Source organism: Neobacillus paridis (assembly GCF_016765675.1).
GTDB lineage: Bacteria > Bacillota > Bacilli > Bacillales > Cytobacillaceae > Neobacillus > Neobacillus paridis.
On sequence record NZ_JAESWB010000025.1, the window covers coordinates 135,524 to 151,855 of the forward strand.

Sequence of the window (16,332 nt, forward strand, 5' to 3'; positions counted from 1 at the left end):
ATAAAGCTCTATAATGAAAGGTGAAATCATGTATTAAGGGTGTGATGAAATGTCTTTTGTTCACCTGCATGTGTATAGTGCGTATAGTTTATTGACAAGCACAGCTGCTGTACCCGAGTTAATTAACAATGCTTGGGAAAAGGGCTTTCGCACGCTTGCTCTTACAGACAGAAACGTTATGTACGGTACGCTTGAATTTTATAAACTGTGTAAACAAAAAGGAATCAAGCCGATTATCGGTTTAACAGTGGATGTATCAGGCACCGTTAAAGAAAACGAGGCCTTCCCGCTCGTCCTCCTGGCAGAAAACGAAACCGGGTATAAGAATCTATTAAAAATATCAAGTGCTGTTCAGACAAAATCTGAAAATGGGCTTCCTGTTAAATGGCTGCGACACTATTCCGCCGGACTTATCGCCATCACACCAGGGGTCGAAGGGGAAATTGAACAGGCCATCCTCAACGGAGAACTCGAACAGGGCCGCGAATTAATCCGAAAATTTTTGACCATTTTTGGGAAAAAGAATTTTTTTCTGTCACTGCAAAATCATCAGTTGGAACCGGAAGCTAAAATTAGACGACAACTAGTATTACTATCAAAGGAACTGAGTGTCCCGCTCGTTGCAACGAACCAAGTCTATTATTTAGAACAGGTTGATACTTTTGCCCACGAATGCCTGCTGGCGATTAAGAATGGTGATAAATTGCAGGATGACACCCGAGAGAAATTAGGAAGCGACCAGTTTTATTTAAAAACAGCAGCAGAAATGATGGAATGCTTTGGGGATATTCCGGAAGCCTTGGAAAATACCCTGCTAATCGCTGAGAGGTGCAAGGTAAATATTGAATTAAATAAAACTTATCTGCCAACTTTCCCTGCAGAAAATCATCTTTCGGCTGATGACTATTTGGAACAATTGTGTTATCAGGGACTAAATGAACGTTTTACTTCCCCGCCGCAAGAATATAAAGAACGGCTGGCATATGAATTGGCCGTCATCAAGCGGATGAAATTTAGCAACTATTTTTTAATTGTTTGGGATTTTATAAAATACTCCCGCGAAAAGGGAATTTTAACCGGACCGGGGCGGGGTTCGGCCGCCGGCTCACTTGTGGCATATGTATTATATATAACGGATGTCGACCCAATTCAACATCATTTATTATTCGAACGATTCTTAAATCCGGAGCGAATATCGATGCCTGATATCGATATCGATTTTCCTGATCATCGTCGCGATGAAGTCATTGAATATGTTGCCAGGAAATATGGGGAACTGCATGTTGCCCAAATTGTGACGTTCGGAACGCTGGCAGCAAAAGCAGCCTTAAGAGATGTGGGACGTACTTTTGGCTTAAATACGAAAGAACTGGAGCATTTATCGAAATTGATCCCCTCCCGGATCGGGATCAATTTACCAGCTGCTTATAAAGAGTCTGAGGGTTTAAAGAAATTTGTTAATGAATCACCGCTAAACAAACGGCTATATGAAACTGCTTTAAAATTGGAGGGCCTGCCGCGGCATACTTCGACACATGCCGCCGGCGTAGTCATCAGTGAAAAGCCGCTTATCGAGTTAGTCCCGATTCAATCTGGCACCAATCATGTATATCTTACCCAATATTCGATGGAATATCTGGAAGAAATGGGCTTGCTTAAAATGGATTTTCTCGGGCTGAGAAATCTGTCATTAATAGAAACCATATTGTCGTTAATTCATCGCAATACTGGGAAGAAGCTGGAGATTCGCTCTGTGCCGTTGGATGACACAAAAACTTTTGCCTTATTAGCGGCAGGAGAAACGACCGGTATTTTCCAATTGGAATCCGAAGGAATGAGAAAGGTGTTAAAGCAGCTAAAGCCGTCAAGATTTGAGGATATTGTTGCTGTTAATGCCCTGTACCGCCCTGGACCAATGGAAAATATCCCCCTGTTTATTGATCGGAAACATGGACGGGCTGTTATCGAATATCCACATCCGGATTTAAAACCAATTTTGGAAAATACGTATGGCGTGATTGTTTACCAGGAACAGATTATGCAAATTGCCTCAAAAATGGCCGGTTTCTCACTTGGAGAAGCGGATCTGTTAAGAAGGGCTGTAGCCAAAAAGCAAAAGGAAGTACTCGCTAAAGAAAGAAATCACTTTGTTCAAGGTGCCCTGAAAAAAGGCTATGATACGGAGCTGGCCAATGAAATTTACGACTTAATTGTCCGCTTTGCAAATTATGGATTTAACCGCAGCCATGCGGTCGCTTATAGTATGATTGCCTACCAATTGTCCTTTTTAAAAGCAAATTATCCGATCCATTTTATGGCAGGGCTTTTAACATCGGTGATTGGAAATGAAACGAAAATTGCGCAATATATTTTGGAGGCAAAGCAACTGGGGATTACGATTCTGCCTCCATCGATTAATCAAAGCGGTTTTTCCTTTCAAGTCGAACATAAAGGAATCCGCTATAGCTTGGCCGCTATTAAAGGTGTGGGCGGTCAAGCACTGAAGGAAATTTTTCAGGCCAGAAAAAGGAAAAAGTTTGTCGATTTATTCGATTTTTGCCTTAGAGTTTCTACAAAAGTGATTAACCGAAAGACACTTGAATATCTTATTCATTCCGGAGCCTTTGACGAATTTGGCGAAGATCGTGCGGTATTATTTGCTAGTCTTGGTGTAGCCATTGAACATGCCCAAATATTTAAACCGGATGATTCCAATCAAATGGATTTATTTGCAGGAGAATTTGATCTTAAGCCGAAATATGTAATAGTGGATCCAATCAGTCAGGAACATAAACTCTCATTTGAGAAGGAGGCCCTTGGATTTTATCTCTCTGACCACCCCATTTCAATTTACGAGAAGGAACTTAAACGGAGCGGTGCTCTAGGCCTATTTCAGTTAAGTGCCAGTTCAGGGAGAGTTACCTCGGGTGTTTATATTTCGGCAGTCAAATCGATTCGGACGAAAAAGGGTGAGGTGATGGCCTTTTTGACGATAAGTGATTCCAGTGGTGAGATGGAGGCAATTGCATTTCCGAATGTTTATAAAAAATCATCAGCACTGTTAAAGCAAGGGAAATTTGCCTTGCTTGAAGGGAAAATGGAGGAGAGAGGGGGGAAACTTCAATTTATTATCCAGCAGGTTCAAGATCTTGACCAATGGCTGAAAAGAACATCGTTGAAGCCGGTTTTATATTTGAAAATTTGCAAACAAATGCATCAAGATCTATATCTTCAGCAAATTAATCAACTGCTTGAGAAACATAAGGGAGATACTAGCGTCATTATCCATTATGAGATGAATCGGAAAACAGTAAGGTTAGGGACGGAAAAAAATGTTCACCCAACACCTGATTTGCTGCAATCTTTGCAGGAACTTTTAGGTTCGCCAAACGTCGTCCTGAAAGATTAATTCTTTACAACATAGGATGATATGTTATATTGTAAAAGAGAAATTGTGGTCTGACCACCAGGGACGAAGTGTTTTTTTATAGAAAGGTCTTGTATTTAATTTTGTGTATATATTTAAGGGGTGACATTTCTTGACTTTAAGAGAAGAAGCATTACATATGCATCGAATTAATAAAGGAAAATTGGAGTCAAAATCGAAGGTACCTGTCCGCAATGCTCATGATCTTAGTTTAGCCTATTCGCCGGGGGTAGCAGAGCCATGTAAAGATATTTATGAAAAGCCGGAGACGGTATACGAATATACGATGAAAGGAAATATGGTCGCGGTTGTTTCTGACGGAACCGCCGTATTGGGACTGGGAAATATCGGACCGGAAGCAGCCCTGCCAGTAATGGAAGGAAAAGCGGTATTATTTAAAAGCTTTGCAGGTGTAGATGCTTTTCCTATTTGTTTAAATTCAACCGATGTTGATAAAATTGTTGAAACGGTCAAGCTGCTGGAACCCAATTTTGGTGGGGTAAACCTGGAAGACATTGCCGCCCCGAATTGTTTCGTGATTGAAGAAAGATTGAAAAAAGAAGCGAATATCCCTATTTTTCATGATGACCAGCATGGAACGGCTATCGTTACCGCCGCCGGTCTAGTTAATGCACTAAAACTCACCGGCAAAAAGATGACAGAAATAAAAGTAGTTGCCAATGGTGCAGGGGCAGCAGGAATCGCGATTATTAAATTGTTATACAGTTTTGGCGTCAGGGATATTATTATGTGTGATACTAAGGGAGCAATTTATGAAGGACGCCCTAATGGAATGAATGCTGTTAAGGCTGAGGTTGCAAAATTCACGAATCGTGATAGTGTTTCCGGAAGTCTTGAGGATGTGATCAAAGGTACTGATGTATTTATTGGGGTCTCCGTTGCCGGTGCATTAACGAAAGAGATGGTGGCGTCCATGAACCCTGATCCGATTATTTTTGCAATGGCAAATCCGGTTCCAGAAATAATGCCTAGTGAGGCAAAAGCAGCAGGGGCCAAAGTAGTTGGTACTGGAAGATCTGATTTTCCGAACCAAGTAAATAATGTTCTTGCCTTCCCAGGTATTTTCCGCGGAGCACTGGATGTCCGCGCCACCCATATCAATGAAAAAATGAAAATTGCCGCTGTACATGCCATTGCCGGTTTAATACACGATGATGAATTAAATGAGGATTATGTCATTCCGGCACCGTTTGACACCCGTGTTGCTCCAAATGTAGCAGCAGCTGTTGCCAAAGCAGCGATGGAAACAGGTGTTGCCCGAATCAAGGTAGACCCTGAGGAAATTAAGGAAAAAACAAAGAGGCTCGCGCTTATTGGTAAAAGTGAGTGATTGGTAAGTGTCAACGACAAAAGTATATCTTGAAATTGTTAAACAATTAAGAGAAATGATTACTGCTGACGGGCTCAAGCCTGGAAATAAAATTCCTTCTGAACGGGAGTTAACCGAGCGTCTGAACGTAGGACGCTCTTCCGTCAGGGAGGCGCTCAGAGCGTTGGAACTGCTCGGGTTAATTGAAACAAGACGAGGAGAAGGTACCTTCCTCCGCGATTTTCGCGGGAATCAACTCGTTCAGCTTCTTAGCACATTCATCTTGCAGGATGAAAAGGCAAAAAAGGATGTCTTTGAAACCAAAAATATGATAGAAATTGATTGTCTTCGGTTAGTGCTGCAGCGGACAGACAAAGAAAGTATCGGCAATTTAATGAATTGGGCATCAAATACAGAGGACTTTCATGATGATGAATTTTTTTATCGGATTATTTTACTGGCAGATAATCACCTATTTTTAAGAATGTGGGTGATTTTAAAGGACTATTATTATTCCTTAATTCAAACTCCTCCCCAATACGATCGTGAGGATTATTTATTTTTATTAAAGGCTTTAGGTGAAAAAAACGAAGAACAGACTATTTTGGCTTACCGTAAATTAAGAAATTTATCTGTTTTGTAACGACAAATTGTAACAATCATTGATGCTTATTTATTTTATAGTAGAAATGGTACTCACCCAAAAGAGGGGGCATTTTTAATATGCAAGTGGTCTGACCACTTTTGTAATCTAAACGTATGAGAATTAGATTAGATAGAAAGACTGCTAAGTAGATTTAAACGAATCGTTTTTTATTTGGCAGCTGTTATTCAAGGGAGGTTTAAACTTGGCACTTAAAGATCTGTTTACAAAAAATCAGACCAAAAAGAAAAAATACGCAACCATTCCGACGGAAGCAGCAAAACAAGATGTACCCGAAGGAATTATGACAAAATGCCCTTCATGCAAGAAAATTATGTTCACAAAAGAGCTATTAAAAAATCATAAGGTATGTTTACATTGCCAGCATCATTTTCAGATGAATGCAAGAGAACGAATCGAAAGTTTTATGGATGAAGGCAGCTTTGAGGAAATCAATGAAAATATGACTTCAAAGAATCCGCTTGATTTCCCAGGTTACTTAGAAAAGCTGGAAAAAGATCGGCAGCAAAGTAAGTTAAATGAAGCTGTCGTTACGGGAAGCGGGACCGTTGGAGGCCACAAGGTCGTTGTTGCCATTATGGATGCTTCTTTTCGGATGGGAAGTATGGGATCAGTTGTCGGGGAGAAGATCACACTGGCAATTGAAAAAGCGGACGAGCTAGCAGTTCCCTTTATTATTTTCACGGCCTCTGGCGGAGCCAGGATGCAGGAGGGCGCCATTAGCTTAATGCAAATGGCCAAAACAAGTGTGGCATTAAAGAAATTCAGCAGCCATGGCGGTTTGATTATATCGATTATGACTCATCCAACGACCGGTGGAGTATCAGCCAGCTTTGCATCATTGGGTGATTTTAACTTTGCCGAACCTAAAGCGCTAATTGGGTTTGCCGGCCGCCGAGTCATTGAACAATCGATTCGCGAAAAACTGCCGGAAGATTTCCAAACAGCCGAGTTTCTTTTAAAACACGGGCAATTAGATGCCATCATTTCACGATTAGAACTTGCCGAGAAAATAGCAAGTATCCTTGAAATCCATCAGCCAGGGGGTGAAATCAAGTGGTTGGAGAATTAGAATTCGAACGTCCGCTTATTGAATTGCGGAAAAAGATTGCAGAATTAAAAGAGTTTACCAATAATACGGATGTTGATTTAAGCTCTGAAATAAGTAAATTGGAGGCTCGGTTAGAAAAACTTGAACATGATATATATGAAAATATAAAACCATGGGATCGTGTGCAAATTGCACGGCATCCGAATCGACCGACAACGCTTGATTATATTTCTTATTTATTTGAGGATTTCTTCGAATGTCACGGAGACCGAACATTTGCAGATGACGAGGCCATTGTAGGCGGAATCGCCAAATTTAAAGGCCTGCCCGTTACAGTTATTGGTCACCAGAGAGGAAAAGATACGAAGGAAAATATCCGCAGAAATTTTGGCATGCCGCACCCTGAAGGATACAGAAAGTCATTAAGGCTAATGCACCAAGCCGAAAAATTTAAACGGCCGATCATTTGTTTTATTGATACAAAGGGTGCCTATCCGGGAAAAGCTGCTGAAGAGCGGGGGCAAAGTGAAGCAATCGCCCATAATTTGTTTGAAATGGCCGGACTAAAGGTCCCGGTGATTTGCATCGTGATTGGCGAAGGAGGCAGCGGTGGAGCACTTGCACTTGGGGTCGGCAACCGAATTTATATGCTGGAAAATTCCACTTATTCGGTTATTTCACCTGAAGGAGCCGCAGCAATTCTTTGGAAGGATGCTGCATTGGCAAAACGGGCAGCAGAAACAATGAAAATTACAGCACCGGATTTAAAAGAATTGGGAATTATTGATGAGATTATTCCGGAAGTAAAAGGCGGTGCCCATAAAGATGTTCAGCAGCAGGCTGAAGAGATTGAACGGGTGTTAATAACTGCTTTAAAAGAGTTAATAAAATTATCGGAAAATGAATTAATTGAAGACAGATACAATCGTTTTAGAACGATTGGAGAGTTTGATTTCACAAATGAATATGTTGAGATAAACTAAGGAACGTGCTCATCTTGGGCGCGTTTTTTTGGCAGACAGGAAACTTTCCTATCAGGCGTACGTGTAACTGGGCCTGACGAACTGCCCTTAAGGACTTACTAATCAGCGCGTTTTCATTTGCAAGATTTTCAAAAAATGTTCACAGAAACAAGCAAGATAACGTTTACAAATATTAATAAAACGATTTCAATTTAACAATTATTCGACGAATTAAAACTGAGGCTGTGATGAGGTTGTTAAGCCATCGCCTTCGTGTTATTTTATTTATATTCAAAGACTTTTACGAGAATAATAAAAAGAGGTTTCCTTTTATTATTCGGAATGATTTACATAGTTTTTCAATTTCAATTTTGAGGTGAGAATTATGAAAAAAATTGGAGTACTTACAAGCGGCGGCGACGCGCCAGGGATGAATCCGGCAATTAGAGCGGTAGTCCGAAAGGCTATTTATCATAATCTTGAAGTGTATGGAATCTACGGGGGATATACAGGATTGATTTCAGGAAATATCCAGAGACTTGATTTGGGCTCTGTTGGGGATATTATTCACCGCGGGGGAACGATGCTGCATTCAGCGCGCTGCCCGGAATTTAAAACAAAAGAAGGACAGCAAAAAGGAATAAAGCAATTACAGGCGCATGGGATTGAAGGACTGGTTGTCATTGGCGGCGATGGATCCTACCGCGGTGCTAAAGCGTTAACGGAGCTGGGATTCCCATGTATTGGTGTTCCGGGAACAATTGATAATGATATTCCTGGGACAGATGTTACGATTGGCTTTGATACCGCATTGAATACGGTGATTGATGCCATTGATAAAATTCGTGATACGGCATCCTCTCATGAAAGAACATTTGTCATTGAAGTAATGGGACGCGATGCCGGGGATATCGCCCTTTGGGCAGGCCTTGCCGGCGGTGCCGAGACGATTTTAATTCCAGAAGAAAAATATGATTTAAATGACATTGTGGAGCGGCTGCGCAAAGGCCAAGAGCGTGGGAAAAAACATAGTATCATTATTATTGCGGAAGGAGTCGGCAGTGGAATAGAGTTTGGCAAACGGCTTAAAGAAGCAACAAATCTTGACACGAGAGTCTCAGTATTAGGACATATTCAACGCGGTGGGTCACCAACCGTTGCTGATCGAGTGCTTGCGAGCAGATTGGGTGCCAGAGCGGTTGAACTGCTGATTGAAGGAAAAGGCGGTCGTGCTGTCGGAATCGAAAATAATGTTCTCGTGGATTACGATATTATCGATATTCTTGACAAACACCATAAATTTGATCGAGAACTTTATAAACTTTCCCAAGAATTATCGATTTAACTTAGAAGAATGGCCGACTTAACAGGGAGGAAATAAAAAATGTTGCGAAAAACAAAAATAGTTTGTACGATTGGTCCTGCAAGTGAAAGTGTTGAAAAGTTGGTGCAAATTATCAATGCCGGCATGAATGTTGCACGGTTAAATTTTTCACATGGAAATTATCAAGAACATGGGATGCGGATCCAAAATATTCGTGAAGCGGCAAAGCAAACGGGAAAGACAATCGCTATTTTACTTGATACCAAAGGTCCTGAAATCAGGACACATAATATGAAAAATGGTGCAATTGAACTGAAAGCCGGAGAAAATATTGTGATCTCAATGACGGAAGTAGAGGGAACGACTGAGAAATTTTCGGTTACGTTTTCCGGATTAATTGATGATGTCCATGTCGGTTCCAAAATTCTTCTTGATGATGGTTTAATTGGTCTTGAAGTTTTAAAAATTGATCAAGCTGCAAAGGAAATTCACACGAAAATTCTTAACAGCGGTACGCTAAAAGATAAAAAGGGAGTGAATGTTCCTGGTGTTTCAGTAAATTTACCGGGAATTACCGAGAAGGACAGGCAGGATATCCTGTTTGGGATCGAACAAGGGATTGATTTTATCGCGGCCTCATTTGTCCGCAGAGCAAAAGACGTGTTGGAAATTCGCCGGCTTTTAGAAGAAAATAATGCTACATACATCAATATCATTCCGAAAATTGAAAACCAGGAAGGCGTCGACAATATTGATGAAATTCTTGAGGTTTCCGACGGACTAATGGTTGCCAGAGGTGATTTGGGCGTAGAAATTCCCGCTGAAGAAGTGCCGCTGGTGCAAAAGCTGTTAATTAAAAAATGTAATGCCCTAGGGAAACCGGTTATTACAGCTACCCAAATGCTTGATTCGATGCAGCGAAATCCACGACCTACCCGTGCTGAGGCAAGTGATGTAGCGAATGCCATTTTTGACGGCACTGATGCAATCATGCTATCAGGTGAAACGGCTGCCGGCCAGTATCCTGTAGTAGCGGTGCAAACGATGCACAATATTGCTTCAAGGGCCGAACAAGCTTTAAATCATAAAGAGATTTTATCGCTCCGCAGCAAGAGAATGGAGCATAATATCACGGATGCCATTGGGTTATCAGTTGCCCACACAGCTTTAAATTTGGAGGTTAAATCGATCATTACCCCAACCGAAAGCGGTCATACGGCACGGATGATTTCCAAGTATCGCCCTAAAGCAGCCATTGTTGCTGTCACAGCGAATGAAACAATATGCCGCCGGTTACAATTAGTGTGGGGAGTATACCCACAGCTTGGAAAATGTGCAACCACGACAGATGAAATGTTGGAAATTGCCGTGGAAGAAAGCCTGAACAGCGGCATAGTTAAACGTGGCGATCTCGTCGTGATTACCGCTGGTGTGCCGGTTGGCGAAGCAGGAACAACCAATTTAATGAAGATTCACGTTGTTGGAGATATTATTGCCAAGGCACAAGGAATAGGACGTAAGTCTGCCTTTGGTAAAGTTGTCTGTGCACACGATGCCGAAGAAGCTATGGAAAAAGTTAAGCCGGGCTCCATTTTGGTAACACTCGGGTCAGACCGTGAAATGATGCCGGCAATTGAAAAATGTGCTGCTTTGATCACTCAAGAAGGCGGGTTAACAAGTCATGCAGCAGTCGTTGGTTTAAATCTCGGAATTCCGGTCATTGTCGGGGTTGAAAACGCCCTTGGCTTATTAAAAGATGGCCAAGAGGTAACGGTAGATGCAGCCCGAGGTATCATCTATAATGGTCACGCAAGCGTATTATAAATCAAACCGGACTTGCTAACGAAAAAAGTATCATTAGTCAACATAAATAAGCACCAAAAAAAGCAGAGCAAATGCTCTGCTTTTTTTGTAAGATAAGAAAGTATAAATTTTCGACTTTGGGAATTGTCCAGCTCCAGCGCCTAGCGGCTAGTGTCCTTCGCTCTCCGCCCTACGATAAGTCAACATCGAATCGCCTCCTGCTTCTGTGCCAAAGCTTATTCAACGAAGCTGATGTTCAGCTCGTCGCAAAGCCTGGGAAGCATATTCAGGTAGTTACTTGGCTCTTCGTGTTTCCTTTATCTCAGTTGGAGCGCTCCACAAGGAAGGCTTCGACAGCATTTGCATCGCACGAAGGAAAAGCGATAGCTTTTTCGAGGAGGCCATACGCCGCTGATCAAGGCGCTTGCGCTTTTCTAATCGTTTAGGAAATCACACTAGCGTTGCAAAATTCAACTACGCCTCCTGAACCGTCTTTACGGACCCGCCAGTCGGCAAGTTTTCATTCATGTCTCATTCCCTTTTATATACGTCCAAAGGTCATGAAACACATTTGCCCGATATAGGGTATTGATAATAACAACAGTGACAGGCCCGATAATTAAGCCGAGAAAGCCCAATAATTTAAAACCGACAAACAATGCAACCAAAGTGGCTAATGGATCGAGGCCAATACTTGAAGAAAGAATTTTTGGTTCCATTACTTGTCTCTGAACGAGAACCACGATGTAAAGAATACCTAAACCAATGGCCAGGCCCATATCACCGCCAATCGCTTCATAAATAATCCATGGCACAAAGACAGCTCCTGTACCAAGATAGGGAAGAATGTCGACAATACCTGTTAGTAAGGCTATCGTAATCGCGTAATCAACTCTTAGGATTAGCAAACCAATCAAAATAATCACGGTGGTAAGCGAAATAAGTGTCAGCTGGGCTTTAATAAAACCAAATAATGCCTTTTTTAAATCAATAAAAATGGTTTTACCGCTTTTCTTGGCTTTATTCGGTAACAGACGCCCTCCCGCTGCAGTTAATCGCTGCCAGTCTTTGCTGATAAAAAAAGTAGCTAATAAAGAAAATATTAGAACAGTAGCGGCATTTGGAATCCAAGAAAAGATAGTTGGAATATTGCCAAACAAATTTTTAATGAAATTACCAACTGTTGTTCCGATTGTCTTTCCAACATTTTGGATGTTTGTAATGATTGTATCCTGTTGCCCAGTACCTAACTGTTTAAAAACGGATGTCAACTGGTTGTAAAGTGGGATGATTTGGGCTGTAAATAAATTTTCAAGATAATCAATCAAAGTATCGAGATGCTGAGGTACAACTTTCGCCAAATAGTTTGCTCCGGAAACAATTTCAGCCACCAATAAGGTTACTAATCCGGCGAATACAGCAATCAGCAGGATTAGCGTAACAATCACGGCCAGTGCCCGCGGCATTTTTGCTTTTTTTTCAAAGAAATTAACAACCGGATTGATCATAAAAGCAATGGCAATTGCTATTATGAAGGGATAAGTTATTTTCGATAAATAATATAAGGAAAGAAAAGCTAATACAACCACACCAATAACCAATAAAAATCTCAGTGTTCGGTAAAGGTACTTCAAATTCAAAGAAAGCCCTCCTAATAATTGCTATGACCTATTTTACCATTTATTTTATCGATCTGCATAATTTCCCAAGTACTCTTTTTGATATATAAGTTATACGGACAATTAGGAGCAAAAGTTTCAGGATACAAGTTTTTGCGACCATCAATTCATTAACGTTAACACTTTTTTGATTATTATGGTAAAATAATATAAATAAAAGATATTTTGCAATCAAATTAAAAAATACCGAAGGAGTTTGATTGTTTTTAAAATAATATTTTTTGTATTTTGAGTTCCTTTTCATTCACAAAAGTCTGATTATTGTTTATAATAAACTTGTAAGCGTATCCTTTTTACATAAACTATATTTTTATAGTGGATACTTGTAAAATAATTAATTATTGTGAATGAAAGGCGCTTTCCGTTTTAATCCCGAACAATCGCTCAGTCAACAGATGTTTCTAGTAAAAGGGATTCATTAGTTGACATGAAACGCCATTTCTTTCCAATAAGAGCTTTTATAGCTCCGAGTAAAGACCAATTTTAAAAACATGGGTAATGGGGAAATTAGAAAGTGAAGGAGAGATTATGATGACAGTAACACGCGGTCTTGAAGGGGTAGTCGCAACAACTTCCTCCATCAGCTCAATTATTGATGACACGCTGACATATGTTGGCTACAACATTGATGATTTAGCTGTAAATGCTAGTTTTGAAGAAGTAATATATCTTTTGTGGCATTTGAAATTGCCTAATTCCGAACAATTAGCAAAATTAAAAGAACAGCTCGCGGAAAACGCAGCCCTTCCACAAGGAGTTATTGAGCATTTTAACATGTACCCAATTCATGATGTACATCCAATGGCAGCGCTTCGTTCAGCTGTTTCTTTGCTAGGTTTATATGATGAAGAAGCAGATATCATGGATCCGGAAGCAAATTATCGCAAAGCCATTAGATTACAGGCTAAAATGCCTTCAATCGTTGCCGCTTTCGCTCGGGTTAGAAAGGGCCTCGAACCAATTACTCCAAGAAAAGACCTGGATTTTGCTGCTAATTTTCTGTATATGTTAACCGGAAAAGAGCCGGAACCCATTGCAGTTGAAGCAATGAATAAGGCCCTTGTCCTTCATGCAGACCATGAACTGAATGCTTCAACATTTACCGCACGTGTTTGTGTAGCAACACTATCTGATGTTTATTCCGGAATTACAGCAGCCATTGGGGCTTTAAAGGGACCTCTTCATGGCGGAGCTAACGAAGCGGTTATGAAAATGCTGACGGAAATCGGTACACTTGAAAACGTTGAACCGTATATTCGTGGGAAACTTGCCAACAAAGAAAAAATTATGGGGTTTGGTCATCGGGTATACCGCAAAGGGGATCCTCGTGCCAAACATTTAAGAGAAATGTCGAAGAAATTGACGGAACTTACTGGACAGCCTGAGCTGTATGAAATGTCCGTTAATATTGAAAAGATTGTTACTGGTGAAAAGAAATTACCGCCTAATGTAGACTTTTATTCTGCCTCTGTATATCATAGTTTAGGAATTGATCATGATTTAATGACACCGATCTTTGCTGTAAGCCGTGTATCCGGATGGCTGGCTCATATTTTAGAGCAGTATGATAACAACCGTTTAATCCGTCCGCGTGCAGAATACACTGGCCCTGGTATGCAAAAATATATTCCGATTGAACAAAGAGGATAATATTTTACTTTTCTATCAAAAATTGATTCAATAGAATATGGATAAAGAAAGGTTAGGGGATGAGTCTTCTAACCTTTGATTCAGTCCATTTCTTTTACTTTTATTTTTATTGTTCTATACATACAGGAGGGTGACGTAACATGCAAGGAGAAAAAATCACGGTTAAAAATGGAGTATTAAACGTACCAAACAACCCGATTATCCCGTTTATTGAGGGGGACGGGACTGGTCCGGATATTTGGGCTGCTTCTTATCGGGTTTTAGATGCAGCAGTAGAAAAAGCCTACAGGGGTGAACGGAAGCTGGTTTGGAAAGAAGTTTTAGCAGGTGAGAAGGCCTTTAATCAAACGGGGGAATGGCTTCCGCAAGAAACTCTTGACGTGATTAAAGAATATTTGATTGCCATCAAAGGTCCATTAACCACGCCTGTCGGGGGAGGAATTCGTTCATTAAACGTTGCTTTGCGTCAAGAATTGGATTTATTTGTCTGCTTGCGGCCTGTAAGATGGTTTGAAGGTGTTCCTTCACCGGTTAAGCGTCCTCAGGATACGGATATGGTTATTTTCCGGGAAAATACTGAAGATATTTATGCCGGTATCGAATACGAAAAAGGTACTGATGCCGTTAAAAAGTTAATAGACTTTTTACAAAACGAAATGGGCGTAACGAAAATCAGATTTCCGGAAACATCCGGTATCGGTATTAAGCCAGTTTCCGAGGAAGGCACAAAGCGCCTGGTTCGTGCCGCCCTTAATTATGCGATTAAGGAAGGACGTAAATCGCTAACACTTGTTCATAAAGGAAACATTATGAAATTCACCGAGGGTGCCTTCAAAAACTGGGGCTATGAGCTTGCGGAAAAAGAATTTGGCGATAAGGTATTTACTTGGGCTCAGTATGACCGAATTAAAGCCGAACAAGGTACGGATGCCGCAAATAAAGCCCAAGCTGAAGCTGAAGCTGCCGGCAAGATCATTGTAAAAGATGCCATTGCAGATATTTTCTTACAACAAATTTTAACACGGCCGCGCGAATTTGATGTCGTCGCTACAATGAACTTAAACGGTGACTATATTTCTGATGCTCTTGCAGCACAAGTAGGCGGGATCGGTATTGCTCCTGGAGCTAATATTAACTATGAAACTGGCCATGCCATTTTTGAAGCTACTCATGGTACTGCTCCAAAATATGCCGGCTTGGATAAGGTGAATCCTTCATCTGTTATTCTTTCCGGTGTACTGATGCTGGAACACTTAGGCTGGAATGAAGCAGCCAATATGATTGTAAAATCCATGGAAAAAACGATTGCTTCCAAAGTGGTTACCTACGACTTTGCCCGCTTAATGGACGGTGCAACAGAAGTGAAAACTTCTGAGTTTGGTGATGAATTAATTAAAAACATGGAATAATCATTCCAGTTTATTAAAGAATTTGGGCTGTTTCACAACAGCCCAAATTCCACTTATATAATAATTAAAAAGGGAGTTGATCATCATGTCATTAAAACGGAAGAAGATCTCTGTTATTGGCGGAGGATTTACAGGTGCAACGACGGCATTTTTACTTGCGCAAAAAGAACTTGGAGATGTTGTCTTAGTTGATATTCCGCAGATGGAAAATCCAACCAAGGGCAAGGCTTTGGATATGCTGGAAGCAAGTCCGGTTCAAGGATTTGATGCCAATATTATTGGTACATCCAATTATGAGGATACGAGAGACTCTGACATTGTTGTCATTACCGCTGGTATTGCCCGTAAACCAGGGATGAGCCGTGATGATTTAGTTCAAACAAACCAAAAGATTATGAAAGCTGTAACCTCTGAAATCGTAAAATATTCTCCAAACTGCACCATTATTGTGTTAACAAACCCTGTTGATGCCATGACTTACACCGTCTATAAAGAATCAGGATTCCCTAAAAACCGAGTCATCGGTCAATCTGGTGTTCTTGATACTGCTCGTTTCCGCACCTTTGTTGCTCAAGAATTAAATTTGTCAGTTAAAGATATTACCGGCTTTGTTCTTGGTGGACATGGTGATGACATGGTGCCGCTTGTCCGCTACTCGTATGCCGGTGGAATTCCTTTAGAAACATTAATTCCGAAAGATCGTTTAGAGAAAATTGTTGAACGGACAAGAAAAGGCGGCGGTGAAATTGTGAACCTCTTGGGTAATGGAAGCGCCTACTACGCTCCGGCAGCATCTTTAGTTGAAATGTGCGAAGCTATTCTGAAAGATCAGCGCCGCATCCTTCCATCTATCGCTTATCTTGAAGGCGAATATGGTTATCAAGGTATTTATCTTGGGGTGCCTACCATTCTTGGTGCTAACGGTATTGAAAAGGTCATTGAACTTGAATTGACAGCTGCAGAAAAAGCGGCATTAGACAAGTCTGTTGAATCTGTACGTCATGTTATGAATGTTTTAGTATGAAATGTCTCA

11 protein-coding genes are annotated in these 16,332 nt (G+C 40.9%); 10 read left to right on the forward strand and 1 reads right to left on the reverse strand.

Going from position 1 to position 16,332, the window contains the following annotated elements:
• Nucleotides 1–49 precede the first annotated feature (49 nt).
• The 7 genes from dnaE (at nucleotide 50) to pyk (ending at nucleotide 10,582) form a co-directional block, all read left to right on the forward strand.
• Nucleotides 50–3,409: a DNA polymerase III subunit alpha gene (dnaE, locus tag JK635_RS02660; protein ID WP_202652148.1), complete on the forward strand. Its 3,360-nt coding sequence runs from the start codon at nucleotides 50–52 to the stop codon at nucleotides 3,407–3,409.
• A gap of 130 nt (nucleotides 3,410–3,539) precedes the next feature.
• Nucleotides 3,540–4,778: an NADP-dependent malic enzyme gene (ystJ, locus tag JK635_RS02665; protein ID WP_202652150.1), complete on the forward strand. Its 1,239-nt coding sequence runs from the start codon at nucleotides 3,540–3,542 to the stop codon at nucleotides 4,776–4,778.
• Nucleotides 4,779–4,785: 7 nt separating this feature from the next.
• Complete coding sequence (locus JK635_RS02670) at nucleotides 4,786–5,400, forward strand: FadR/GntR family transcriptional regulator (protein ID WP_308078050.1); 615 nt, start codon at nucleotides 4,786–4,788, stop codon at nucleotides 5,398–5,400.
• Nucleotides 5,401–5,605: 205 nt separating this feature from the next.
• Nucleotides 5,606–6,493 (forward strand): acetyl-CoA carboxylase, carboxyltransferase subunit beta, encoded by an 888-nt coding sequence (gene accD / locus JK635_RS02675; RefSeq protein ID WP_202652152.1) that lies wholly within the window; start codon nucleotides 5,606–5,608, stop codon nucleotides 6,491–6,493.
• Nucleotides 6,478–7,455 carry an acetyl-CoA carboxylase carboxyl transferase subunit alpha gene (gene accA, locus JK635_RS02680; RefSeq protein WP_202652154.1) on the forward strand — a complete coding sequence of 326 codons (978 nt, stop codon included), beginning with the start codon at nucleotides 6,478–6,480 and terminating at the stop codon, nucleotides 7,453–7,455. Before accD ends, accA begins: the two co-directional genes overlap by 16 nt.
• A gap of 364 nt (nucleotides 7,456–7,819) precedes the next feature.
• On the forward strand, nucleotides 7,820–8,779 hold the full coding sequence (pfkA, locus tag JK635_RS02685; RefSeq protein ID WP_202652156.1) for a 6-phosphofructokinase: 960 nt from the start codon (nucleotides 7,820–7,822) through the stop codon (nucleotides 8,777–8,779).
• A 42-nt stretch (nucleotides 8,780–8,821) separates the two neighbouring features.
• Nucleotides 8,822–10,582: a pyruvate kinase gene (gene pyk, locus JK635_RS02690; RefSeq protein ID WP_202652697.1), complete on the forward strand. Its 1,761-nt coding sequence runs from the start codon at nucleotides 8,822–8,824 to the stop codon at nucleotides 10,580–10,582.
• A gap of 503 nt (nucleotides 10,583–11,085) precedes the next feature.
• Here pyk and ytvI read toward each other — a convergent pair.
• Nucleotides 11,086–12,201 carry a sporulation integral membrane protein YtvI gene (gene ytvI, locus JK635_RS02695; protein ID WP_202652158.1) on the reverse strand — a complete coding sequence of 372 codons (1,116 nt, stop codon included), beginning with the start codon at nucleotides 12,199–12,201 and terminating at the stop codon, nucleotides 11,086–11,088.
• Between the two features lie 570 nt (nucleotides 12,202–12,771).
• Between ytvI and citZ the strand changes: the two genes are divergently transcribed.
• From citZ to mdh, 3 genes are all read left to right on the forward strand, one after another.
• A complete protein-coding gene (gene citZ, locus JK635_RS02700) occupies nucleotides 12,772–13,890 on the forward strand; it encodes a citrate synthase (RefSeq protein ID WP_202652699.1) in 1,119 nt (372 codons plus the stop codon).
• A gap of 140 nt (nucleotides 13,891–14,030) precedes the next feature.
• Nucleotides 14,031–15,299, forward strand: a complete 1,269-nt coding sequence (icd, locus tag JK635_RS02705) for an NADP-dependent isocitrate dehydrogenase (protein WP_202652161.1) — start codon at nucleotides 14,031–14,033, stop codon at nucleotides 15,297–15,299.
• 85 nt (nucleotides 15,300–15,384) lie between these two features.
• On the forward strand, nucleotides 15,385–16,323 hold the full coding sequence (gene mdh / locus JK635_RS02710; protein WP_202652162.1) for a malate dehydrogenase: 939 nt from the start codon (nucleotides 15,385–15,387) through the stop codon (nucleotides 16,321–16,323).
• Nucleotides 16,324–16,332: the final 9 nt, after the last annotated feature.